Source organism: Sphingomonas sp. CFBP9019, from assembly GCF_034045155.1.
Taxonomy (GTDB): Bacteria; Pseudomonadota; Alphaproteobacteria; order Sphingomonadales; family Sphingomonadaceae; genus Sphingomonas; species Sphingomonas aerolata.
In genome coordinates, this window is sequence record NZ_JAXCWK010000006.1 from 16,091 (window position 1) to 39,280 (window position 23,190).

19 protein-coding genes and 1 tRNA gene are annotated in these 23,190 nt (G+C 68.9%); 15 read left to right on the forward strand and 5 right to left on the reverse strand.

Features of this window, described 5'->3' with window-relative positions; all coding sequences use genetic code 11:
* Positions 1-278: 278 nt before the first annotated feature.
* Complete coding sequence (locus tag SOM18_RS17390) at positions 279-1,289, forward strand: hypothetical protein (RefSeq protein WP_320482114.1); 1,011 nt, start codon at positions 279-281, stop codon at positions 1,287-1,289.
* 77 nt (positions 1,290-1,366) lie between these two features.
* Here the strand turns inward: SOM18_RS17390 and SOM18_RS17395 are convergent, their stop codons facing one another.
* The gene (locus SOM18_RS17395; RefSeq protein WP_031441820.1) at positions 1,367-1,807 is read right to left on the reverse strand and encodes a host attachment family protein; all 441 of its coding nucleotides are present in this window, start codon (positions 1,805-1,807) and stop codon (positions 1,367-1,369) included.
* A gap of 97 nt (positions 1,808-1,904) precedes the next feature.
* On the opposite strand from SOM18_RS17395, the gene serS reads away from it, so the two are divergent.
* The 5 genes from serS (at position 1,905) to SOM18_RS17420 (ending at position 7,018) form a co-directional block, all read left to right on the forward strand.
* Positions 1,905-3,185: a serine--tRNA ligase gene (gene serS, locus SOM18_RS17400; protein WP_166748086.1), complete on the forward strand. Its 1,281-nt coding sequence runs from the start codon at positions 1,905-1,907 to the stop codon at positions 3,183-3,185.
* Complete coding sequence (gene surE, locus SOM18_RS17405) at positions 3,185-3,949, forward strand: 5'/3'-nucleotidase SurE (protein ID WP_320482077.1); 765 nt, start codon at positions 3,185-3,187, stop codon at positions 3,947-3,949. The genes serS and surE overlap by 1 nt, the downstream gene beginning before the upstream one ends.
* On the forward strand, positions 3,946-5,166 hold the full coding sequence (locus SOM18_RS17410; RefSeq protein WP_320482078.1) for a M23 family metallopeptidase: 1,221 nt from the start codon (positions 3,946-3,948) through the stop codon (positions 5,164-5,166). Before surE ends, SOM18_RS17410 begins: the two co-directional genes overlap by 4 nt.
* 205 nt (positions 5,167-5,371) lie before the next feature.
* Entirely contained in the window at positions 5,372-6,595 is a 1,224-nt protein-coding gene (gene tyrS / locus SOM18_RS17415; protein WP_320482079.1) for a tyrosine--tRNA ligase, read from the forward strand.
* 105 nt (positions 6,596-6,700) lie between these two features.
* On the forward strand, positions 6,701-7,018 hold the full coding sequence (locus tag SOM18_RS17420) for a PilZ domain-containing protein (RefSeq protein WP_031439643.1): 318 nt from the start codon (positions 6,701-6,703) through the stop codon (positions 7,016-7,018).
* A 12-nt stretch (positions 7,019-7,030) separates the two neighbouring features.
* Here SOM18_RS17420 and recG read toward each other — a convergent pair whose 3' ends face one another.
* Entirely contained in the window at positions 7,031-9,082 is a 2,052-nt protein-coding gene (recG, locus tag SOM18_RS17425) for an ATP-dependent DNA helicase RecG (protein ID WP_031439644.1), read from the reverse strand.
* A 73-nt stretch (positions 9,083-9,155) separates the two neighbouring features.
* Between recG and SOM18_RS17430 the strand changes: the two genes are divergently transcribed.
* The gene (locus SOM18_RS17430; RefSeq protein WP_031395519.1) at positions 9,156-9,422 is read left to right on the forward strand and encodes a succinate dehydrogenase assembly factor 2; all 267 of its coding nucleotides are present in this window, start codon (positions 9,156-9,158) and stop codon (positions 9,420-9,422) included.
* A gap of 128 nt (positions 9,423-9,550) precedes the next feature.
* Positions 9,551-13,021, forward strand: coding sequence for a transcription-repair coupling factor (gene mfd, locus SOM18_RS17435; RefSeq protein ID WP_031439645.1), 3,471 nt, complete (start codon positions 9,551-9,553; stop codon positions 13,019-13,021).
* A 12-nt stretch (positions 13,022-13,033) separates the two neighbouring features.
* Here mfd and SOM18_RS17440 read toward each other — a convergent pair whose 3' ends face one another.
* A complete protein-coding gene (locus SOM18_RS17440) occupies positions 13,034-13,459 on the reverse strand; it encodes a YybH family protein (RefSeq protein ID WP_042466595.1) in 426 nt (141 codons plus the stop codon).
* Positions 13,460-13,476: 17 nt separating this feature from the next.
* Entirely contained in the window at positions 13,477-15,162 is a 1,686-nt protein-coding gene (locus tag SOM18_RS17445; protein ID WP_031439647.1) for an EAL domain-containing protein, read from the reverse strand.
* Between the two features lie 115 nt (positions 15,163-15,277).
* Here SOM18_RS17445 and moaA point away from each other — a divergent pair, with 115 nt between their 5' ends.
* From moaA to SOM18_RS17475, 6 genes are all read left to right on the forward strand, one after another.
* Entirely contained in the window at positions 15,278-16,306 is a 1,029-nt protein-coding gene (moaA, locus tag SOM18_RS17450; protein ID WP_320482080.1) for a GTP 3',8-cyclase MoaA, read from the forward strand.
* Complete coding sequence (locus SOM18_RS17455; RefSeq protein WP_056405940.1) at positions 16,303-17,082, forward strand: NAD kinase; 780 nt, start codon at positions 16,303-16,305, stop codon at positions 17,080-17,082. Before moaA ends, SOM18_RS17455 begins: the two co-directional genes overlap by 4 nt.
* Positions 17,083-17,172: 90 nt before the next feature.
* Positions 17,173-17,247, forward strand: a tRNA-Asn gene (locus tag SOM18_RS17460).
* Positions 17,248-17,402: 155 nt separating this feature from the next.
* A complete protein-coding gene (locus SOM18_RS17465; RefSeq protein WP_320482081.1) occupies positions 17,403-18,233 on the forward strand; it encodes an aldo/keto reductase in 831 nt (276 codons plus the stop codon).
* 7 nt (positions 18,234-18,240) lie between these two features.
* Positions 18,241-18,585: a hypothetical protein gene (locus tag SOM18_RS17470; RefSeq protein WP_031439651.1), complete on the forward strand. Its 345-nt coding sequence runs from the start codon at positions 18,241-18,243 to the stop codon at positions 18,583-18,585.
* Positions 18,586-18,622: 37 nt separating this feature from the next.
* On the forward strand, positions 18,623-20,278 hold the full coding sequence (locus SOM18_RS17475) for a L,D-transpeptidase family protein (protein ID WP_320482082.1): 1,656 nt from the start codon (positions 18,623-18,625) through the stop codon (positions 20,276-20,278).
* A 13-nt stretch (positions 20,279-20,291) separates the two neighbouring features.
* Here SOM18_RS17475 and SOM18_RS17480 read toward each other — a convergent pair whose 3' ends face one another.
* Positions 20,292-22,121: a DUF885 domain-containing protein gene (locus SOM18_RS17480; RefSeq protein WP_031439653.1), complete on the reverse strand. Its 1,830-nt coding sequence runs from the start codon at positions 22,119-22,121 to the stop codon at positions 20,292-20,294.
* A gap of 110 nt (positions 22,122-22,231) precedes the next feature.
* On the opposite strand from SOM18_RS17480, the gene SOM18_RS17485 reads away from it, so the two are divergent.
* Entirely contained in the window at positions 22,232-23,185 is a 954-nt protein-coding gene (locus SOM18_RS17485; RefSeq protein ID WP_031439654.1) for a LacI family DNA-binding transcriptional regulator, read from the forward strand.
* Positions 23,186-23,190: the final 5 nt, after the last annotated feature.

A 23,190-nucleotide genomic window follows, 5' to 3' on the forward strand; every position in this document is an offset into this window, starting at 1 on the left:
CGTACCGATGCATCCGGGTTACACCGCCCGCCGACGGCCTCAGCGAGTCCCGGGAATCGGCCCGTCGCCATGATCCTGGATGCGACAACTGTCCCGCCACGGCACGGTCTGCGTATTGAGCGCCCCGCCCGTCGCGATATTGTGAGAATGACCACCAGATCACGTCATGGGCGCTTGCGCTTAACGCTTTGTTTTGCGCTTTGTGCGAACACGGCGTCCGAGTGCCGTGAACGCGATCCGACGTCGTCTGCGCGTCGGCAACGAGAGAGACTTTGAGTATGTCGGTGCGGATGGCCTTGGCCAAATTATGCGCGTGCGCCTGCGGAGGCGCGATCATCGGCGGCGGCGCCGTCCATGTCGCCGAGCGTCCGAAGCGCGCGATCCAGACCAAGACGATGACCAAGCGCGTTGTCCCCCGCCAGATTGGCGCCGTCGCCCGTCCGCGCATCCGTCGCGTCGTCACCACACGGACGACCGCCTGCGCGCCGGCCATGGTGACGGTCGCCAATGCGCCCCCGGTCCCCGTGGGGCTTGCCGACCCGTTCGTGGGCGGCGCCGGCAGTCCGACCGCCGTGCCGATAAACAGCGGCGGCGGCTTCTTCGGCGGCGGCGGCCCGGGTGGCGGCTTTGGCGGCGGCGGCTTTGGCGGCGGTTTCTTTGGCGGCGGCGGCTCGGGCGGCAGCATCGTCATCTCGTCGACCTCGAGCGGGGGCTCGTCGAGCACGAGCGGCGGTTCATCGAGCACGAGTGGCGGCTCGACCTCGAGCGGTGGCGTCAGCAGCACCTCGTCGACCGGCGGGTCATCCACGGGCGGATCATCGACAGGCGGATCGTCGTCCAGCACCGGCGGCGCGTCGGTGTCGAGCACCTCGTCGTCCGCCAGCGGCGGGAGCAGCGGTAACGTATCGTCCTCGTCGAGCGGTAACGTATCCTCCTCATCCAGTGGCAACGTTTCGTCGTCGTCGAGCGGGAACGTGTCTTCCTCGTCCAGCGGCAACGTCGCCTCGTCGACCAGCAGCAGTTCGGGCGGCACCGTGTCGTCGACCAGCAGCGGATCGAGCTCGACCTCGTCGTCGAGCTATGGATCGAGCAGCGCAGGCTGGAGCAGCAATGGCGGCTGGAGCTCGAACGGCGGCTGGCATGGCTCGAACGGCGGCGGCAATGGCAGCACCGGCTCAAGTGGCGGGCCACCCGCCCCGGTTCCGGCACCCCCGATGGTGCTGCTGTTCGGCGCAGCGGCCGCGGCCCTCGTTGCCCGCCGGCGGTTCGCGAAGCGCGCCGCGCACTGATCCTGCATAAATCTCGGACATAAAAAAAAGCCCGCAACAACGTGTTGCGGGCCTTTTCAACTATCGGGTGGCAATGATCAGGCGTTCTTGAGCGCCGTCTCGATGTCCGCAATCGGATGCCCGGTCAGATCCTTGGCGAGCTCGCCCGCCAGCCTGCTGCTGACCGCCTTGTGATAATGTTTGCGCATCTCGCCCAGTGTCTTGGGCGGTGCGACGATGACGAGCGAATCGAAGTCGTTCTTCAACGCGCGTGTCTTGAGCAGCTCGGCTGCGTCGGCCGCGAACCGGTCTTCCTCGATCTGATGGAAATCGGTGGGTTCGACCGAGCTCTGCGCGGCACCCTGCGGGGACGAGGCGCGGCCGGCCGAGTCGGTCGCCTGGTCACGCGTCGCGGGGTTCTCCTGCTCGACCGCCTCTTCGACGACCAGGTTCGGAAAGGCGGCATCGCCCTCGTTGCGCAGGAACAACATCTTGCGGCCATCGGCGACCATGACGACGGACTTGTGCGGAAGATCCACGGGCTTTCTCCTCTTTGATCTGTGCCTCTGCCCTCCCCAACGTCCCGCGGGCGCACCGGGTTGCGCGTACCTGCCGGCCTCGGCATAGCCTAGCGCCATGCATGATATCCGTCTGATCCGTGAAAACCCCGCCGCATTCGACGCAGCTCTCGCCCGCCGCGGCGCTGCCTCCGCCAGCGACCGGCTCGTCGCCCTCGACGAGCGCCGCCGTGCGACGATCGCCGAAGCGCAGGCCGCGCAGACCCGCCGCAACGAGCTGTCCAAGGCGATCGGCCAGGCCAAGGCGCAGAAGGACGAGCCGCGCGCACAGGCGTTGATGGCCGAGGTCGCCGCGCTGAAGGCCGCGTTGCCGACGCTTGAGGCCGACGAGGCGGCGCTGACCGCCGAGCTCGATGCGGCGCTCGCGGCGATCCCCAATCTGCCCGCATCGGACGTCCCTGCGGGGGTCGACGAGAGCGGGAATGTGCTCGTCCATGCACGCGGGACGAAGCCCGACTTCGCCTTCGCCCCCCGCGAGCATGACGTCGTCGGCCCGGCGATCGGGCTCGATTTTGAGACGGGCGTTGCGATGTCCGGCGCGCGTTTCACGCTGGTCCGCGGCCCCGCCGCACGGCTGCAGCGCGCCCTCGGCCAGTTCATGCTCGACCGGCTGACGCGCGATCACGGTTTCGAGGAAGTCGCGCCGCCGCTGCTGGTACGCGACGAGGCGGTGTTCGGCACCGGCCAGCTGCCCAAGTTCGCCGAGGACCTGTTCCGCACGACCGACGGCCGCTGGCTAATCCCGACCGCAGAGGTCAGCCTGACCAACATCGTGCGCGAACGGATCCTGACCGACGGCGAACTGCCGCTCCGCTTCGCCGCGCTGACGCCGTGTTTCCGCTCGGAGGCCGGGTCGGCCGGTCGCGACACCCGCGGCTATATTCGCCAGCACCAGTTCGACAAGGTCGAGATGGTCGCGATCGTCACCCCGGACCAGTCCGAGGCCGAGCACGAGCGGATGACGCAGTGCGCCGAGGGCGTGCTCGACGCGTTGCAGCTTCCGTTCAGGCGGATGCTTCTATGCGGTGGCGATATGGGCTTCACCGCGGCGCGCACCTATGATCTGGAAGTCTGGCTCCCCGGCCAGGCGCAGTATCGCGAGATATCCAGCATTTCGACCTGCACTGATTTCCAGGCGCGTCGCATGAACGCGCGCTATCGCCCCGAGGGCGAGAAGGCGACGCGGTTCGTCCACACGCTCAACGGCTCCAGCCTCGCGGTCGGCCGCACGCTCGTCGCGGTGATCGAGAATTATCAGCAGGCGGATGGCGCAGTCGCGGTACCGACCGCGCTCCAGCCCTATCTGGGCGGCCTCACCCTGCTCGAGCCCGCTGCCTGATGCGGATCCTGCTGACCAATGACGACGGCTATCACGCGCGCGGGCTGAAGGTGCTCGAGGCGATCGCCGCGACGCTGTCCGACGATGTCTGGGTGGTGGCGCCGGCGGAGGAACAGTCGGGCGCGGGCCATTCGCTGACGCTGTCGCGACCGCTGCGCGTGCGCAAGTTTGCCGAGAAGCGCTATGCCGTCGCCGGCACGCCGACCGATGCGGTGATGATGGCGCTGGCCCGGATCATGAACGACAGCCCCCCCGACCTGATCCTGTCGGGGGTCAATCGTGGCGCCAACCTCGCCGAGGACGTGACCTATTCGGGCACCGTCTCCGCTGCGATGGAGGGTGCGCTGGCCGGGGTCCGGTCGATCGCGCTGAGCCAGGTCTACAGCCGGGAAGGCATGGGCGATTCGGTCCCGTTCGAGGTCGCGGCCGCCTGGGGCGAACGTGTCCTGCGCCCGCTGCTCGATGCGCCGCTCGCCCCCCGGACGCTCGTCAACGTCAACTTCCCCGTCGGTGCGGCCGATGCGGTGCGCGGCATTCGCGTCGTCGGCCAGGGCCTGCGCGACTATGGCCGGTTGCAGATCGTCACCAACACCGACCCGCGCGGCTATGAGTATCACTGGTTCGCGCTCAGCGGCGCGGTCGAGACGCCGCTTCACGCGACCGATCTGGAGGCCATTGCGGACGGCTATATCTCGGTCACGCCGCTGCATCTCGATCTGACGCATGCCGAGTCGCTGGACATGCTGGGACGCGCCTACGCGTGACGCGCGCCGCCGCGATCCTGGGCGCGGCGCTGGCTCTCGCCGGATGCATCCCGAGCGTCGACTCGCCGGTCCGGTCCGACCGCGGGCCGACGCCACAGTCGCTCGAACCGATCCAGCGCCTCCCACCCGCCGACCCGCAGGACCGCTCCGCGAACAACGCGCGCGATCGCAGCGACGCCACGCGATCCGACCCCTATGAGGCTCCGCCGCGTCGGCGCACCTATCCGCGCCGCGTGGAGCGGCAGGACGCCAGCCCTGCCCCCTCACCCGTCCGGCGCGGCGATCGCACCCCCGTGCCCGTCTCTACGCTGCCGGCGCCGCGCCCCGCGTGGGAGGAGCGCCCGGTCGCCGCGGATGCGCAGCGCGTCGATCAATCACTCTATACGGTCCGCCCGGGCGATACGCTGCTCGCCATCGCCGAACGCTCGGGGGCGAGCAGCGAGGCGATCGCGCGCGCCAATGCGATCGAACCGCCCTTCACGATCCAGACGGGACAGCGACTGACGATCCCGGCAGGCCGTTATCACCTCGTCCGGCGCGGCGAGACCGGGATCGCGATCGCCCGTGCCTACGGGGTCGCCTGGTCGCGCATCGTTGCCGTCAACGCGTTGCTCGAACCCTATGTGCTGCGTGCGGGCCAGCGCATCGTCATCCCCGATACCGAAGGCGGCACCAGCCTTGCCGATCGGGCGGCGGCGTTCACGCTCGACGTCGACGACATCCTGACCGGCGGCGAGCCTGCGCTTGCGAGCAACCAGGCGCCGGTCCGCCCGACCCCGACCCCGCGACGCGTCCTGCCGCCAAGCGCGGTCGTCACCGCCCCGGTACGGCTCGCGGGCGGCGGTTTCCTCTGGCCGGTCGATGGCCGCGTCGTGAAGCGGTTCGGTCACGGCGCCAGCGGCGAACGCAACGACGGCATCAAGATCGCCATTCCCGTTTCGACCCCGATCCGCGCCACCGCCGACGGCGTCGTCGCCTATGTCGGCGACGGCATTGCCGCGCTTGGCGGGCTGGTGATCGTCAAGCATGGCGGCGGCTGGACCAGCGTCTATGGCCATGCCTCGAAACTCCTGGTCCAGCGCGGCCAGAGCGTGAAGCGCGGCCAGACGATCGCGCTCTCAGGCGACACCGGATTCGCCGACCGGCCCGAACTCCATTTCGAACTCCGCAAGGGCCGCACCCCGGTCGACCCGTCGTCGCAACTGCCGCGGATGTAATCGGCGCGTACGTTGCCACGGACTTACCGTGCCAAAATCCGTCATCCTGACGAAAGTCAGGATCCAGAGCCATGAGCGCCAGGACCTGTAACCCTGGATCCTGACTTTCGTCAGGATGACGGTTGAGAATGCGATGACGGCGGGCCGTGACGACGACCGCGCAGCCGGGATGACGGACCGCACAACCGCTGCTAGTGGCTCCTCCATGACCTACCAGTCCGACCTGCTCACCACGCTGACCGCGCGCGGTTATGTCCACCAGATGACCGACGCCGCCGCGCTCGACGCGCTCGCGGGCAAGCAGGTCGTACCTGGCTATATCGGCTTCGACCCGACCGCGCCGTCGCTGCACGTCGGCAGCCTCGTCCAAATCATGCTGCTCCGCCGGCTTCAGCAGACCGGCCACAAGCCAATCGTCCTGATGGGCGGCGGCACCGGCAAAATCGGCGATCCGAGCTTCAAGGACGAGGCGCGCAAGCTGCTCGGCGAAGACGGCATCAAGGCCAACGTTGCCTCGATCCGCCGCATCTTCGAACGCTTCCTGACGTTCGGCGACGGCCCCACGGACGCGGTGATGCTCGACAATGCCGAGTGGCTCGACGCGCTCGAATATATCCCGTTCCTGCGCGACGTCGGCCAGCATTTCTCGGTCAACCGGATGCTCGCCTTCGATTCGGTGAAGCTCCGCCTCGACCGCGAACAGTCGCTGAGCTTCCTCGAATTCAACTACATGATCCTCCAGGCCTACGACTTTCTCGAACTGTCGCGCCGCGCCGGATGCCGGCTGCAGATGGGCGGCTCGGACCAGTGGGGCAACATCGTCAACGGCATCGAGCTCTCGCGCCGGATGGACAGCACCGAAGTGTACGGCGTCACCACCCCGCTGATCACGACCGCGGACGGCGGCAAGATGGGCAAGACGATGTCGGGCGCGGTCTGGCTGCACGAGGATCAGCTGCCGCATTTCGATTACTGGCAGTTCTGGCGCAACACCGACGACCGCGACGTCGGCCGGTTCCTGCGGCTGTTCACCGACCTGCCGCTCGAAGAGATCGCGCGTCTCGAGGCGCTCGAAGGCGCGGAGATCAACGCCGCGAAGGTCGTGCTCGCCAACGAGGCAACCGCGATGTGCCGCGGCCGCGACGCCGCCGAGCAGGCGGCCGAGACCGCGCGCAAGACCTTCGCGGAAGGCGCGTCGGGCGACGCCCTGCCGAGCCTGACCTGCACCGGGACCGGCATCGGCGTCGTCGAGGCGCTGGTCGGGCTCGGCTTCGTCGCATCGAATGGCGAGGCGCGACGCAAGATCGGCGAAGGCGCGGTACGCGTCGACGGCGAACCGCTGCGCGACCCCGCCGCCACGATCCCCGTCGCCGCGCCGGTCCGCCTCAGCCTCGGCAAGAAGCGTCACGGAATGCTGCTGCCCGGCTGACCCGCCGGACCGGCACGGTCATGAACACTGCGTTAGGGATGCTTGGTGGCACGGGCTTCATGATGTCGGCCTAGCCCTCGACCGGGGCACAGCGGGGACTGACCAATGCCGAACCAAGCGACGTCTAGGCACGAGACGCGGTCTGAGCCGCGCGACGAAGTGATGCACCGCACGCGTGCGGCGGACAGCGCAGGCACCGAATTGAGGCTTACGTTGGTCAACGTCTCGCCAAGCGGCCTCATGGCGCGTTGCGACGGCGATCTGGACGCCGGCGAGCGGCTCCACGTCCGCATGCCGATCGTCGGTGACATCCTTGCGCACGTCCGCTGGTCGCTCGGCGGACGGATCGGCTGCGCGTTCGACCGGACGATCCCGCCCAAGGCCTATTACGGCATGCTCGCGGCGATGCTCCGGACCGGCTGACCGGACCGCCCGTCAGCCCGATCGCAGCAACGCGACCCCGGCATCGCGGTCGAACAGGTACAGCGCGGTGCGTGCCGCCTGCCCCCGCGGTCCCTCCAGCCCGCCGTCGCGATCGATCAGCAGCCGCGCATCGTCATGCGCGCATTGCAGCAGGTCGGCCATCATGTCGGGCGTCGCGAGCCGGAACGCCATCTCGCCCGACTGCTTCGTGCCGAGCAGTTCGCCCGCGCCGCGCAACCGCAGATCCTCCTCGGCGATCCGGAACCCGTCATTGGTCTCGCGCATCAAAGCCAGCCGCGCGCGCGACGTCTCGCTGAGCGAGCTCCCACGCATCAGCAGGCAGATCGACCGCCCGCTCCCGCGCCCGACCCGACCGCGCAGCTGGTGGAGCTGCGCCAGGCCGAAGCGGTCGGCATGCTCGATCACGATCAGCGTCGCATTGGGCACGTCGACGCCGACCTCGATCACCGTCGTAGCGACCAGCACGGCGGTGCGCGCGGCGGAGAATTCGGCCATCACCGCGTCCTTCTCGGCGGGCTTCATCCGGCCATGGACGAGCGCCACCTTGTCGCCGAACCGCGCACGCAGCGTCTCCGCGCGCATCTCCGCGGCCGCGAGGTCGCTCTTCTCGCTCTCCTCGACCAGCGGACACACCCAATAGGCCTGCCCGCCGTCGGCGAGATGCCGGCCGAGCGCGTTGACGACGTCGTCGAGCCGATCCTCCGAAATCACGCGTGTCTCGATCGGCTGGCGGCCCGGCGGCATCTCGTCGAGCCGGCTGACGTCCATCTCGCCATATTGCGCGAGCGTCAGCGTGCGCGGGATCGGCGTCGCGGTCATCGCCAGCAGATGCGGCGGTGCGATCCCCTTGGCTTGGAGCGTCATCCGTTGCGCGACGCCGAACCGGTGCTGCTCGTCGACCACCACCAGCGCGAGGTCCTTGTACGCGACCGCGTCCTGGAAGATCGCGTGCGTGCCGACGAGGATGTCGATCTCGCCGCTCGCCAACGCCATCAGCGTCGCCTCGCGCACGCGCCCCTTGTCGCGCCCGGTCAGTACGCCGACCGCGATCGGCAGCCCGGCGAGCGTCTTCCTGAGCGTCTCGTAATGCTGGCGCGCGAGGATCTCGGTGGGTGCGAGCATCGCCGCCTGCGCGCCCGCCTCGACCGCGATCAGCATCGCCATCGCCGCGACCAAAGTCTTGCCCGAGCCGACATCACCCTGCAGCAGCCGCAGCATCGGCGCGGTCTGCGCGAGGTCACCCTCGATCTCCCCCACCGTCCGCGATTGCGCGCCGGTCAGCGTGTAGGGCAGCTTGAGCATGCCCCGCAGCCGCCCGTCGCCGTGCAGCGCCCGCCCGCGTCGTTTCCGGGTATCAGCCCGGACGAGCGTCATCGCGAGCTGGTTGGCGAACACCTCGTCATAGGCCAGCCGCTCGCGCGCCTTGGCATCCGAGGGATCGGCGTGGATCCGCGCCAGCGATTCGTGCCAGCCCGGCCATTCGCGCTTCGCCTTCAGCCCGGGCTCGATCCACTCGGCCAGATCGGGCGCCCGCGCGACCGCTTGCGTCGTCAGCGCCGCCAGCCGCCGCGATGTCAGCCCCTCCGACAGCGGATAGATCGGCTCGCGCTCGCGCAACTCCTCGTCCTGCTCGACGATATCGGGATGGACGATCTGCAGTTCCTGGCCATATTCGTCGAGCCGCCCCGACACGCGCTTCGCCTCGCCGATCGGGAGGAGCTTCTTCGCCCAGCCCGAACTGCCGCCGAAGAAGACGAGGCTGACATAGTTGCCATGCTCGTCGGTCGCCTGCACCCGCGTCGGGCCACGCCCCGCGCTGACGCGATACTCGCGCGCGGTCAGCGTGATGACGATGATCCGCCCGGCATCGCTCGACATCAGCTCGGTGCGGGGCACCCGATCGACATACCCGGTCGGCAGATGGAAGGCGACGTCGACGACACGCGCGAGCCCGAGCCGGTCGAGCGGCTTGGCGAGCGCAGGCCCCACCCCTTTCAGGACGAGGGTTTCGGCGAACAGCGGATTGAGGATTTCGGGTCGCATGACTATCTGCCCCCTATAGCCCAGCCGACGCCCGCCGCCAGCGGGTCGCCGGTCAATCGGCGTTGGAGATATGATGGACCACGAAACCCGCCTCAAGCGCCTCGGCTTCCGCAGCTCGCACCGCGGCACGCGCGAAGCCGACATGATGATCGGCGGCTTCTTCGAAACCTATGGCCGCAGCTGGACGCCCGAGCAGCTCGACTGGTTCGAGGCACTGCTCGAACAGCAGGACGTCGACATCATGGGCTGGGCGATCGGCTCGATTCCCTGCCCGCCCGAATGGGACGGCCCGATGATGCAGGCGATGCGCGACATCAACTACGTCACGGTCGTGAAGTAACGCCGAGATACTGTTCCCCGGCGAAGGCCGGGGCCCAGTTGGGGGACGTCGATGATTGACGTCAAAACCTGATTTAAGATTGCCTTCCCAACTGGGCCCCGGCCTTCGCCGGGGAACGAGAAGCGAATATGCCAGATCTGAACACGATCCTCTCCGCGACCACCCCGCTGACCTTGTCGGGCGTGCCATCGGGGTTCCAGCCGTCGCTGCTTGCCGACCTTGCCCGCGCCGCGAAGACGCGCGCGGTGTTCATCGCACCCGATGATGCGGCGATGCGCGCGATCGCCTCGACCGCGGCCTATTTCGCGCCCGATCTCGAAGTGCTGAGCTTCCCCGCCTGGGATTGCCTTCCCTATGACCGCGCCTCGCCGACTCTGCGGATCATGGCCGAGCGAGTCGCCGCGCTGCACCGCCTGCAGGCCAAACCCAAGGGTCCGCAACTCCTGCTCACCACGGTCAACGCGGCGACCCAGCGTGTCCTGACCCCGTTTCGTGTCCGCCAGCTCGTCGCCCGCCTCGCGCCCGGCGAACGGATCGGCCGCGACAAGCTCGCCACGTTGCTCCAGGCGAACGGCTATGTCCGCACCGACACCGTCCACGACCAGGGCGAATATGCGGTCCGCGGCGGGATCGTCGATCTCTACCCGTCGGGCGAGGACCATGCGCTGCGTCTCGATTTCTTCGGCGACGAGATCGAGAGCGTCCGCACCTTCGACGCCGCCGACCAGCGTACCACCGGCCGGATCGACGGCTTCGTCCTGCTCCCCGCCTCCGAAGCCCTGCTTGACGAGGAGTCGATCAAGCGCTTCCGCACGCGCTACCGCGACGCGTTCGGCGCGACCGCGACGGGCGATCCGATGTATCAGGCGATCTCGGACGGCCGCCGCATCGCCGGCATGGAGCATTGGCTGCCGCTGTTCGAGGACAAGATGGCGACCTTGTTCGACCATCTCGGCGGTGACGACGTCGTCGTCCGCGACAGCGGGGTCGGCGCCGCGGCGGAGAGCCGGTTCGAATCGATCACCGATTATTATGCGAACCGCCGGCGCGCCGAAGCCGCGCAGCCCGGCAGCTATCGTCCGCTGGGTGCGACCGCGCTCTATCTCGACGCGTCGCACTGGTCCGCCGCGCTCGACGCCGCCACCGCGCATGTCGTCACGCCCTTTCACGAGCCGACCAGCGCCACCGTACTCGACTTCGACGTCGACGGCCCGCGCGATTTCGGCCCTGAACGCGCCGCGCAGGCGAACATCTACGAAGCCGTCGCCGATCATGTCGAGAAACTGCGCAAACAGGGTCGCAAGCCGATCCTCGCCAGCTATTCGATCGGCGCGCGCGAACGGCTGGGGAGCCTGCTCGCCGATCACGGGATGAAGGGCGGCAAGCAGGCCGAAACCTGGCAGGAGGCGCTCGGCGTCGCGGATACCGCGAAAAGCTTCGGCGTCGCGCTGGTCGTCCTCCCGCTCGATCATGGCTTCACCGCGCCCGGCGTCGCCGTCCTCACCGAGCAGGACATGCTCGGCGACCGCCTCGTCCACCGCAAGAAGCGCAAGAAATCCGCCGACGCGTTCCTCGCCGAACTCGCCACGCTGACGCCCGGCGATCTGGTCGTCCACACCGAGCATGGCATCGGCCGCTATGAGGGGCTGACCTCGATCCCGGTCGGCCAGAGCCCGCACGACTGCGTCGCGCTCAGCTATGCCGGCGGCGACAAGCTCTACGTGCCGGTCGAGAATATCGACGTCCTCTCGCGCTACGGCTCGTCGGAGGAAGGCGCATCGCTCGACAAGCTCGGCGGCGAAGGCTGGCAGCGTCGCAAGTCGAAGATGAAGGAGCGGATCCGCGAGATTGCGGGCGAGCTCATCGCGACCGCCGCCGAACGCGCGCTCCATCCCGGCGACGTGCTCGAACCCGACGCCAGCGGTTACCCCAGCTTCGTCGATCGCTTCCCCTATGAGGAAACCGAGGATCAGGACCGCGCGATCGAGGAGGTTCTCGCCGATCTGTCCGCGGGCAAGCCGATGGACCGGCTGGTCGTCGGCGATGTCGGCTTCGGCAAGACCGAGGTTGCGCTGCGCGCCGCGTTCGTCGCGGCGATGGGCGGCAAGCAGGTCGCGATCGTCTGCCCGACGACCCTCCTCGCGCGCCAGCACTACAACAACTTCGTCAGCCGGTTCGAAGGCTTCCCGATGAACATGGGCCGCCTCTCGCGGCTCGTCACCGCGAGCGAGGCGAAGGCGACCAAGGAGGGGCTGGCGAACGGCACGATCGACGTCGTCATCGGTACGCACGCACTGCTGGCGAAGAATATCGACTTCAAGCGGTTGGGCCTCGTCGTGGTCGACGAAGAGCAGCGGTTCGGCGTCACCCACAAGGAGCGGCTGAAGGCGCTCCGGGCCGACGTCCACATGCTGACGCTGACCGCGACGCCGATCCCGCGCACGCTGCAGATGGCGATGTCAGGCATCCGCGAGCTGTCGGTGATCCAGACCCCGCCGGTCGATCGCCTCGCGGTGCGCACCTACATCATGCCGTTCGATCCGGTCGTCCTGCGCGAGGCGCTGCTGCGCGAGCATTATCGCGGCGGCCAGAGCTTTGTCGTTACCCCGCGCGTCGCCGACCTGCCCGAGATCGAGGAGTTCCTGCGCGAACAGGTTCCCGAGATCCGCTTCGTCGTCGCACACGGCCAGATGTCGCCGACCGAGGTCGAGGAGCGCATGTCCGCCTTCTACGACAAGAAGTTCGAAGTGCTCGTCTCGACCACGATCATCGAGAGCGGGATCGACATCGCGTCCGCCAACACGATGATCGTTCACCGCGCCGACCGCTTCGGCCTCGCCCAGCTCTATCAGCTACGCGGGCGCGTCGGCCGTTCGAAAACGCGCGCCTATGCCTATCTGGTCACCCCGCCCGAGCGGCAGATGACGGTGACCGCCGAGAAGCGGCTGAAGGTGCTGTCCGATCTGGATTCGCTCGGCGCCGGGTTCCAGCTGGCGAGCCACGATCTCGACATCCGCGGGGCCGGCAACATGCTCGGCGACGAGCAGACCGGGCATATCAAGGAGGTCGGCTTCGAACTCTACCAGGCGATGCTCGAGGAGGCGATCATGGACGCCAAGTCGGGTGGTCTCGCCTCCGCACGCCCGAAGGACTTCTCGCCGCAGATCACGGTCGACGCACCGATCCTGATCCCCGAGGAGTATGTCCCCGATCTAGACCTCCGCATGGGGCTGTATCGCCGCCTGAACGAGCTCGAAGAGGGTCAGGAGATCGAGGCGTTCGCCGCCGAGATGATCGATCGCTTCGGCCCGCTGCCCGACGCGACCGAGAACCTGATCAGGGTCATCGAGATAAAGCTGAACGCGAAGCGTGCCTGCGTGTCGAAGATCGACGTAGGGCCCCGCGGCGTGCTCGTGTCGTTCCACAACGACACCCCGCCCAACATCGACAAGCTGCTCGCCTATGTCGAACGGCTCAACGGCGTCGCGCGGCTGCGGCCCGACAGCAAGCTGGTGCTCCAGCGCGCCTGGGGCGATCCCAAGGCACGGCTGCACGGTGCGCTGCAATTGTCGAAGGGGCTGGCAAAGGCGGCGGGCTGAGCGCCGCCGCGCTCAGCTGCTGTGATCGGCGACGATCTTCCATGCATCGCCGCGCCGCTCGAACAGCAAGGTCGTCATCCCCGTCTCGGTCGAGGTCGCGCCGGTCAGTGTCCAGCGCGCGACCAGCAGGGCATGCGTCGGATCGATCCCGCGCAGCTCGGCGGGAACGAAGCTCAGCTGCCCCCGGCTATTGCCACCACCCGTGAAGCTCGGCGCATAGCGCGCTGTTATTGCGGCCTTTCCGCGCACCAGACCCTTGGGCGTCACGAACACCGCATCCTCGGCATAGACCGCGACGAACCGGGCGAGATCGCCCGCATTCCACCCCGCCGCGCTCGCCGCCATCGCTTCCCGGATCGCCACCGATGCGGGTGCCCGGTCGGGCGCGGCCAGCGCGGGCGTGACGGCGATCGTCGCCGCAGCAACCGCGACGATCATGGCAGATCCTGCCCGGCTCATGTCCGGGTCACCAGTTCGAGCAAGGCCGCGTCGCCGACCGGCTCGGACAGCAGGAAGCCCTGATACAGGCTGGCCCCGCACGCTGCGAGCAGCTCCAGCTGCTCGCGCGTCTCGACCCCCTCGGCGATCACCGACAGGCCGAGCGACCGCGCCATCGTGATCGCGCCGGCGACGACGACCCGGTCGCGCGGGCTGCCGCCGATGTCGTGGACCAGCGCCTTGTCGATCTTCACATAGTCGAGCGGCAGGTCCTTGAGATAGGCGAGGCTCGAATAGCCCGTGCCGAAATCGTCGATCGCGACGCGGCACCCCGCCCCGCGCAATTCGGTGAGCAGCGTCGACGCGCTGGCGAGATCCGCGATCAGCCCGGTCTCGGTAATCTCCACGGTCAGGCGCCCGCGCGGAAAGCCGCTATCGTCGACCCGCGCGAGGAACAGCGTGGCAAAGCCGGGCCGCGCGATATCCGCCGCGGTGAGGTTGAGCGACACGCGCAGCGTCGCCAGCGCCTCGGGCCATGCCAGCGCGCGTGCCAGGACCAGCCGCTGGATATGGTCGGACAGCGCGATCCCCAGATCGGCGCGGTCCGCGGCCGCGAACAGCGCATCCGCGCCCAGCGGCCCGAGCTTGCGGTGATCCCAGCGCGCGAGCGCCTCGACGCCCGTGATCCGTCCGCTCGCAATCTCGACCTGCGGCTGGAAGCGGATGTCGATCTCGTCGAGCTCGATCGCGTGATGCAGGTCGATCGCCAGCGCATCGAGCGACATGTCGTGCGCCGCCGATGCGATCTGCAGCATCGCCCCGTCGCTGGTCTTGGCCTTGGCGAGCGCACCGAACGCGCGCCGCATCAGCGTCGCGGCACCGTCCACGGGATCGCTCGGATCTCCCGGCTGGTGACTTGCGACACCGAACCGGCAGCCGAGTACCGCCAGCGCGTTGGCGACCGCGAACGGCCGCGCCAGCGCCTCGTCGAGCGCCGCGATCAGCGCGGCGATGTCCGCGGCCCCGGCCCCGACCACGAGCGCGAGATCCGCGCCGCCCAGACGCGCGACGCGCGCCGCGCCCGCCATTGCCTCCGCCGCGACCGCCTCCGCTCGCTCGACCGCGACCTCGATCAGCGAATCGACCGCGGGCCGACCATGCGCGGCGTTGACGATGTCGAGCCGTGACAGCGAGACGAGCACGACGGAGACCGGCTGTCCGTCGCCGATCCGCGCGGCGATCCACTGCTGCGCGAGGTTCGGATCGCGGCCGAAGCGTGCGCCGGCCATCGCGTCGCGGCGGTCGACGATGCCTGGCCGGCCCGGCGCGCGCGTCACATGGCGCGCCGCGAAGCGCAGCGACTGGATCAGTTCGCCGTCGCTCGCCGGGTCGATCAGGAAATGCGTCGCCCCCAGCTCGAACACGCGGTCGAGCGCCGTACAGTCGCGGCGCGACAGCACGAACAGCAGCGCCCCGCCATCCTCGGCCACCCGGGGGGCGATCGTCTGCGCCGCCGCCAGCCCCTGCGCGATCGCCCCGCGCGCATCGATCAGCACGACCGGCGCGCCGCTTTCGACATAGGCCGGGTCGATACCGCTGGCGGTCGCAGTGACCACCGCATCCCAACCGCAAGCCACCGCAATATCAGCGATCTCCGCGAAGTGACGGAACGAGCATGCGAACAGCATCGTTCTGTTCAGCATGTCCTTTGTATCCAGTGTGGCCGGTGTCATCGCCGACAACCTAGCCACCCCATCGCCCGTCGCCAATCCTGGAACGCACTTGCCGCTCGACACTGCACCACCTAGCTCTGTTGCTATGGCGTCTCACTCCCCTTCGAGCCACTCCGCAACCGTCGATCGTCCGCTGGTCGATCGGCATCAGCGGACGATCAAATATCTGCGGATTTCGGTCACCGACCGCTGCGATCTGCGGTGCCGTTACTGCATGTCCGAGGCGATGACCTTCCTGCCGCGCGCAAAGCTGCTGAGCCTCGACGAGATCGCGATCATCGCCGAGCGGTTCATCGCGCGCGGCGTGACCAAGATCCGCCTGTCGGGCGGCGAGCCGCTCGTCCGCCGCGACGTCGGCGATCTCGTCAAGCGACTGGGTGGCAATCTCGGCCGCGGGCTCGAGGAGCTGACGATGACCACCAACGGCACGCGGCTGGCGGAGCATGCGCCGGCGATGGTCGATGCAGGCATCCGCCGCGTCAATGTCAGCATGGACAGCCGCGATCCCGAACGGTTCCGCTACATCACCCGGCACGGCGACGTCGCGCAGGTGATCGGCGGCATCATGGCGGCGCGCGATGCGGGCCTCGCGATCAAGATCAACATGGTCGCGCTCAAGGGCTTCAACGAGGACGAGATCGCACCGATGCTCGCCTGGTGCCGTGACGAGGGGTTCGACCTGTCCCTGATCGAGACGATGCCGCTCGGCGCGATCGACGAGGATCGCACCGATCGCTTCCTCCCGCTCACCGGCGTGTTCCGCGATCTCGAGACCCGGTTCCGGCTCGAGCGCGATTCGTACAAGACCGGCGGACCGGCGCGCTACTGGAACGTCGACGGCACCGGTACGCGGCTCGGGCTCATCTCGCCGCTGACCGCCAATTTCTGCGAAGGCTGCAACCGCGTCCGCCTCACCACCGAGGGCAAGCTGTATCTGTGCCTCGGGCATGACGATCAGGTCGACCTGAAGGGTGCGCTGCGCGACGGCGACATCACCGGGCTCGACGAAGCGATCGACGCGGGCCTCTACGCCAAGCCCAAGCGGCACGACTTCCGCATCGGCGAGGGCGAAGGTCCCGCGGTCGCGCGTCACATGAGCGTCACCGGCGGGTGACCGACTATGTCCGCCGGGCGCTGGTAGCCTCCGCCACCCCGCCGGCACAGGCCGCCGCCGCCCAGCTCGCCGATCTGGGCGACTGGGTCGAGCCCGAGGAGGCGGATGTCGTCATCGCGCTCGGCGGTGACGGGTTCATGTTGCAGACGCTCCATGCGATGCTCGAACGGCGCAAGCCCGCGGTCCCGGTCTTCGGAATGAACCTGGGTACCGTCGGCTTCCTGATGAACGAGTGGCGGCATCACGGCCTCGAAGACCGCCTTTCGCGCGCCAAGCCGTTCAAGGTCACACCGCTCAGCATGACCGCGACCGGGATCGACGGACGCACCCTCACCCTCCCCGCGATCAACGAGGTCTCGCTGCTGCGCGAGACGCGCCAGACCGCCAAGCTCGAGGTGACGGTCAACGACCGCGTCGTGCTCGCCGAACTGGCCTGTGACGGCATCCTCGTCGCGACCCCGGCAGGCTCGACCGCCTACAACCTCTCCGCGCAGGGCCCGATCCTGCCGCTCGGTTCGGGCATGGTCGCGCTGACGCCGATCAGCCCTTTCCGTCCGCGGCGCTGGCGCGGTGCGATCCTGCCCGACAAGGCCAGGATCGGCATCCGCGTCCTCGACCCCGGCAAGCGCCCCGTCTCCGCGGTCGCCGACCAGCGCGAGATCCGCGACGTGGCACAGGTCGACATCTGCATGGACCGTGCGCGCGAACTCACCCTGCTGTTCGATCCCGAGCATGCGCTCGACGACCGCATCACGATGGAACAGTTCGCAGCATAGCCCCGGCCCCGGCGCAATTTGTTGCAGAAATCGACAAAAACCGGGTTGCATCGTCCAACTGGCCGTTTATAGAGCCGCCTCCGGCAACGTTCCCTGATAGCTCAGCGGTAGAGCTCTCGACTGTTAATCGAGTGGCCGTAGGTTCGAATCCTACTCAGGGAGCCATTTTCAAGCCGCGAAATCTCGCTTCTGGCGAGACGCCCCGCGCCAGATCGCGGCAAGATCCCCCGATACACTATTTGCAATACAACCCTCGCGGCACGCATCCCGCGCGTCCGACCGGCGTTGACCCCTGATGACCAGAGCGATTGGGGCAGACGATGAAATCGGTGATTCTCCCGGGCGGCGAGACGGTGCCTGCCCTGGGCCAGGGAAGCTGGATGATGGGCGAGCGCGCTGATCGTCGCGAGGCCGAGACCGCAGCGTTGCGCGCAGGCGTCGAGTGCGGGATGACGCTGATCGATACGGCGGAGATGTATGGCGACGGCGCCGCCGAGACGCTGATCGGTGATGCGCTCCACGACGTCCGCGACACGCTGTTCCTCGTCAGCAAGGCCTATCCCCAGAACGCCTCGCGCGATCGCCTCACCGCCGCCTGCGAGGCGAGCCTTGCGCGGCTGAGGACCGACCGGCTGGACCTGTATCTGCTGCACTGGCGCGGGTCGGTACCACTGGCCGAGACGGTCGAGGCGATGGAACGGCTCAAGACCGCGGGCAAGATCCGCCACTGGGGCGTCAGCAATCTCGATACGCAGGACATGGCCGAGCTCGATGCGGCGGGCGGACAGAGCTGCGCGACCGACCAGATCCTCTACAACCTGACACGGCGCGGTCCCGAGCATGACCTCCTCCCCTGGCTCGACCGTCACGACATTCCCGTCATGGCCTATAGTCCGGTCGAGCAGGGCCGGCTCCTCGCTGATCCGGCACTGACGCGGATCGCCCGCGACATCGGCGCAACGCCCGCGCAGGTCGCGCTCGCCTGGGTGCTGCAACGTCCCGCGACGATCGCGATCCCCAAGGCCGCGAGCGTGGCGCATGTCCGCGAAAACCGGGCAGCCGCCGATCTCGTGCTGTCGGCCGAGGATCTTGCCGCGCTCGACACGGCGTTTCCCCGCCCGCGGTCGCCACAACCGCTCGAGATGCTCTGAGCCCGGCATGACCGGCAGCACGCCCCCCAAGGCCTATCCGACGACCCCCGACGGCCGCTATTTCGTCGTCCGCGGCCGGTTGTGGCGGTGCGCGGATCCGTCGCTGCCCGAAGCGGATCGGGCCGAGTTGGTCCGGGCACTGATGGCGGCGCGACGCGCGGTCGGCGTAGCCCGACGTCGGGACGATGCCGACGCGGTCGCCGCTGCACGTGCCGACGTCGATGCGGCCAAGCATGCGCTCGGCGAACGCGGCCCGGTCTGGTGGCACGACGGGTCGCCCGACTACAATCGCCACATGGCCGCCAACACCCCCTATGCAGCGTGGTTCGCAGGAATTTCGCCGTCGATCTGAGCCGATGCGGCGACTGGTACGTTGATCAGCAATGATAGTGACGACCCTGCGAGCCCGGCTCGCGTCCGGCGCGATGCCGCTTGCACTCCTCCTGATGAACGGCGCCGCCGGTGCCCAGCCCGCCCAGACTGCGCCGAAGCGCGCCGCGCCCCCTGCCAAGCCGAGCGCGGCGCCCGCTGCGATCGGCGGCGTCGTCATCAGCCGGCAGGCGGTGACGGACGCGACCGTCCGCGCGGTCTACACCAAGGCGAAGTGGCGTGCGGTCTGGTCGGATGCCGATGTCGCGGCGCTCAACACTGCGCTCGGCAACCGCAGCTGCCATGGCCTAGATCACGTCGCCTTCCTGCCCGACCTGCCCGCCGACGCGGCCCCGGCGGATATCGACGTCGCCCGCACGCGCGTCGCGCTCGCCTATGCCGGTGCACTGGCAAGGGGCCGTGTCGATCCGGCGACGCTGCATCAGGTCTATACCCTGCCGCGACCCAGCGTCGACCTCGCCACCGGGCTGGTCGCCGCGATCGCGCGGCACAAGGTCGACGACTGGCTTGAAAGCTTGGCGCCGCAGGATGCCGACTATCGCCTGCTGTCCGATGCCTATCGCGTCTTCAGCGAGAAGGCGCTCACCGCACCAGCCGGCCCCGCACCGCTCGAGGCGCCCGCCCAGACGGGCGCTGCCGCGCTGATCCGCGTCGGCACCCGCGATCCGCGCGTTGCGACGATCGTCGAACAGCTGGTCGAGAGCGGTTATCTCCTGACGCCCGGCCCCGGCCCCGTCACCGCGCCGACGCTGGCGCAATCCGCCTCGACCATCGCCGGCCTCCAGCCGGCCACCCCGTCTAGCGCCCCGGTCTATACGCAGGCAATCGCCGACGCGATGAAGGGGCTGCAGACCGATTACGGCATCGCCGCGGACGGGATCGTCGGGCCGGAGACTCTGAAGGTCCTCAATCTCGGACCAGGTGATCGCGCGCGCGCGCTCGCGGTGGCGCTGGAGCGGCGGCGCTGGCTCGAACGGACGCCCCCGGCGACGCGGATCGACGTCAACACCGCCGCCTCGCAACTGCGCTACTACCGCGATGGCGTGCTCGTCGATCGACGCAAGGTGATCGTCGGCGAACCCGGTCGCGAGACGCCGGCCTTGTCCTCACCGATCTATCGCCTCGTCGCCAACCCGACCTGGACCGTGCCGAAGTCGATCCAGAACGGCGAGATGGCCAATGTCGACGACGCCTATCTGCAGGAGCACAACATGGTCCTGCGCGACGGCTGGATCGTCCAGCAGCCCGGCCCGAGCAATGCGCTCGGCCTCGTCAAGTTCGACATGGCGAACGACCAGGCGATCTATCTGCACGACACGTCCGCCCCCGGGCTGTTCGACCGCAGCCAGCGGCATCTGAGCCATGGCTGCGTCCGCGTCGAGGATGCGATCGGCTTCGCGCAGATGCTCGCCGACGACCAGGGCGTTACCGAGGCATGGCAGACCGCGCAGGCGTCGGGCGAGATGCAGTTTGTCCCGCTGCCGCGCCGCATCCCGGTGCGGCTGCTGTACGAGAATGTCTATGTCGGCGACGCCGGCAAGGTCGCCTTCCGTACCGACCCCTATGGCTGGAACGATCCCGTCGCCGAACAACTCGGTTTCGAGCGATCGGCGGCGCGGCGTGCCGAGGCCCGCGACATCGATATCGGCCCGTGAGCGTGAGGCGCGACTAGCCCCTGCGCGCGGCGATGTACCGCGTGACATTGCCGGTCAGCACGTCGAGCGGGACGTTGCCGCCAGCCAGCACCGCCTGGTTGAAGTCCCGCACGTCGAACCGGGTACCCAATTCGGCCTTGGCGCGGGTCCGCTGCGCGACGATCTCGGTCTGGCCGATCTTGTAGCCACAGGCCTGACCCGGCCAGGCGCAATAGCGCTCGACCTCGCTCACCGCGTTGCTCATCGGCAGTCCGGTCGCGGCGACGAATTCGCGCAACGCCTGCTCGCGCGTCCAGCCCATCGCATGGATCCCGGTGTCGACCACCAGCCGCACCGCGCGCCAAGACAGCCCCATGAAATAACCGAGCCGCCCCGCCGCATCGCCGTCATAGAGCCCGAGCTCGTCGGCGAGCTGTTCGGCGTAGAGCGCCCAGCCCTCGGTATAGGCGTTGAACGCCAGCACCGATCGGATCAGCGGCAGCTGCTGCGCATATTCCCCCTGCCAGACATGCCCGGGAATGCCCTCGTGGAACACCAGATCGGGGATCGTGACGCGGTTGTGGATCGTGGGATCGCCCAGATTCACCCAGATCTTGCCCGGGATCGATCCGTCGAGCGCGCCCGGCCCGCCATAGGCGGCGGGCGCCCCCGCCTCCTGCGCGAGCGGCATCCGCCGGATCTCGAGCCTGGCGGTCACCAGCGTGCGGAACGCCTTGGGCAGGCGCGGCCGGATCGCATCGATCCGGCCCTGCATATAGGCGACGATCTGCTTCCTACCGGCATCGTCGTTGGGGAAGGCGATGTCCGGCCGACGCTGCAATTCGGCCGCGCGCTCCGCCACGGTCCCCTTGGTCAGCCCGAAGCCCTTGAGGATCCTGTCCATCTGCGCCTGAAGCTCGACGAGCTGCGCACGCCCCAGCGCATGGATCTCCGCCGGGCTCCGTCGCGTCGTCGTCCCCGCACGCAGCCCCCAGCCATACCAGGCCGCGCCATGCGGGCGCGATCCCAGCCCGGCGACGTCAGTTGCGACCGCGCGCTGCGCGGTGAGTTCGGCGATCTGCCGCTCGAGCGCGGGGATGACCGCATCGCGGACGATCTGCGTAGAACGCCGGGTCCAGTCACCGGGGATCGCCTGCGTCTTGCGCGCGAGCGGCCCGATCAGTGGACCATCGACCGCTGCCGCCTCGGCCAGCGTGCGTCGCATCCCGGCCAGCGTCTTGTCGAGCAGGAAGCTGGGCGGCACCAAGCCCTGCTCGCGCGCGGTGCGCACCCTGCCCGTCTCGTCATCGAGCTGTTTCGCCATCGCCGCCACGCGCGCGAGATAGGCCTCGGCATCCGCCGCCGTGCGCAGCGGCTGATCGCCGTCGAGCAGCTGCGGCACGTCCAGCCACGCGCCGACATTCTGGATGACGGCATAGGGCGTGTTGCGCCAGTCGCCGATCGTCGCGACGCCGTAGGGCAGCGCCATCCCGTCCAGCGCGGTCTGGAACGCGCTCTGCGTCACGGCGATGCTGGTCAGCGTCGCCTGGTCGATCCCGTCGCGCGGCAACCGGCCGAGCGCAGCCAGCCCGTCGGTCAGGACGCGTCGCCGCGCCGCGATGCCCGCGGGCGACCGGTCGTCGAGCTGCCCCCGCAACGCCGCATGCGCGCCGGTGTCGAGGCCGAGCCCGGTCGCCTTGCCGGGATCGAGCGTCAGCAGCTGCCACGCGAGCCGGTCGAGAAGAGCCGCCGCGTCGGCGGATGTCGACGAGCGGCCGGCAGTCTGTGCGGAGACGGGTGCGGCGGCGAGCGTGGCCGCGATGCCGGCAAGCGCGTCGCGGCGGCGGAACAGGGGTCGGTTCATTTGCGAAACATGGACTCGCCATTCGCCGCGGTCAAACGCACCACCGTGCCATCACGGTGGACAAACACCCGCCGCCGCCTAGAGGTCGGCGGGGAAAAGGGCTGAGTTACGTGACGATCGGACTGAAGGACATCGCTGCACGCGCAGGCGTCTCGATCGCGACGGTGTCGCGCGTCCTGTCGGGCAAGCCCGTCCGGCCTGCCTATCGCAGCCGGGTCGACGATGCGCTGGCCGCGCTCGACTATCGCCCCAATCTGGCGGCGCGGCGGCTGCGTTCGACGCGCGCGAGCGTGATCGGGCTGATCGTGCCCGATATCGGCAACCCCTTCTTCGTCGCCTTCGTCCAGGCGGTCGAGGGCTATGCCTGGCGCGAGGGGCTGCGCGTCATCCTGTGCAACAGCGGCGAGGATCCCGCGCGCGAACGCCATTACCTGCAATTGCTCGAGGACGAGCGCGTGTCGGGCATCATCCTCGCCCCGACCCGGGCCGGCGGCGTGCCGGAGACCGCGACACCGCTCGTGCTGGTCGATCGGGTGGAGGGGACGCCGCAGGTCGACAGCGTCAAGCTCGACAATGCCGGCGCGGCGGGCGCGCTGGTCGACGCGCTGCACGGATCGGGCTGTCGGCGGATCACCGGCCTGTTCGGCGAGCGCGGCAGCACTGCGGTCGACCGCCGTCGCGGCTATGCCGCCGCGCTCGACCGCCACGCGCTTCCAGCCCAGATCATCGACGTGCCGCACGAACCCGCGGCGCGGGCGGCTTGCGTGCGGACCGCGCTCGCCGACACCGCCTGCGACGCGGTGCTCGTCGGCGACACGTTCCTGATGCTCGAGGCGGCGGTCGTGCTGCGCGCGCGCTCCGATCCCCCGGCATCCCCCGTCCGGCTCGCGGGGTTCGACGATGCCACCTGGCTGCGCCTGCTCGACGCCGCGCCGATCGTCGTCGAGCAGCCGGTCGACGAGATGGCGCATGCCGCGCTGGCGCTGCTCGTCGAACGCATGACCGGTGCGGGGGGCGACGCCGTCCGGCTCGTCTTCAACGGGACGATCGTCAGCCCCGCCTGATAGCC

What these genes read in the sequence shown, in the direction of transcription:
- SOM18_RS17390 (WP_320482114.1), top strand. Translation starts at nt 279, where the DNA reads ATGTCGGTGCGGATGGCCTTGGCCAAATTATGCGCGTGCGCCTGCGGA.
- serS (WP_166748086.1), top strand. Translation starts at nt 1,905, where the DNA reads ATGCATGATATCCGTCTGATCCGTGAAAACCCCGCCGCATTCGACGCA.
- surE (WP_320482077.1), top strand. Translation starts at nt 3,185, where the DNA reads ATGCGGATCCTGCTGACCAATGACGACGGCTATCACGCGCGCGGGCTG.
- tyrS (WP_320482079.1), top strand. Translation starts at nt 5,372, where the DNA reads ATGACCTACCAGTCCGACCTGCTCACCACGCTGACCGCGCGCGGTTAT.
- SOM18_RS17420 (WP_031439643.1), top strand. Translation starts at nt 6,701, where the DNA reads ATGCCGAACCAAGCGACGTCTAGGCACGAGACGCGGTCTGAGCCGCGC.
- recG (WP_031439644.1), bottom strand. Translation starts at nt 9,082, where the DNA reads ATGCGACCCGAAATCCTCAATCCGCTGTTCGCCGAAACCCTCGTCCTG.
- SOM18_RS17430 (WP_031395519.1), top strand. Translation starts at nt 9,156, where the DNA reads ATGGACCACGAAACCCGCCTCAAGCGCCTCGGCTTCCGCAGCTCGCAC.
- mfd (WP_031439645.1), top strand. Translation starts at nt 9,551, where the DNA reads ATGCCAGATCTGAACACGATCCTCTCCGCGACCACCCCGCTGACCTTG.
- SOM18_RS17440 (WP_042466595.1), bottom strand. Translation starts at nt 13,459, where the DNA reads ATGATCGTCGCGGTTGCTGCGGCGACGATCGCCGTCACGCCCGCGCTG.
- SOM18_RS17445 (WP_031439647.1), bottom strand. Translation starts at nt 15,162, where the DNA reads ATGCTGAACAGAACGATGCTGTTCGCATGCTCGTTCCGTCACTTCGCG.
- moaA (WP_320482080.1), top strand. Translation starts at nt 15,278, where the DNA reads ATGGCGTCTCACTCCCCTTCGAGCCACTCCGCAACCGTCGATCGTCCG.
- SOM18_RS17465 (WP_320482081.1), top strand. Translation starts at nt 17,403, where the DNA reads ATGAAATCGGTGATTCTCCCGGGCGGCGAGACGGTGCCTGCCCTGGGC.
- SOM18_RS17470 (WP_031439651.1), top strand. Translation starts at nt 18,241, where the DNA reads ATGACCGGCAGCACGCCCCCCAAGGCCTATCCGACGACCCCCGACGGC.
- SOM18_RS17480 (WP_031439653.1), bottom strand. Translation starts at nt 22,121, where the DNA reads ATGAACCGACCCCTGTTCCGCCGCCGCGACGCGCTTGCCGGCATCGCG.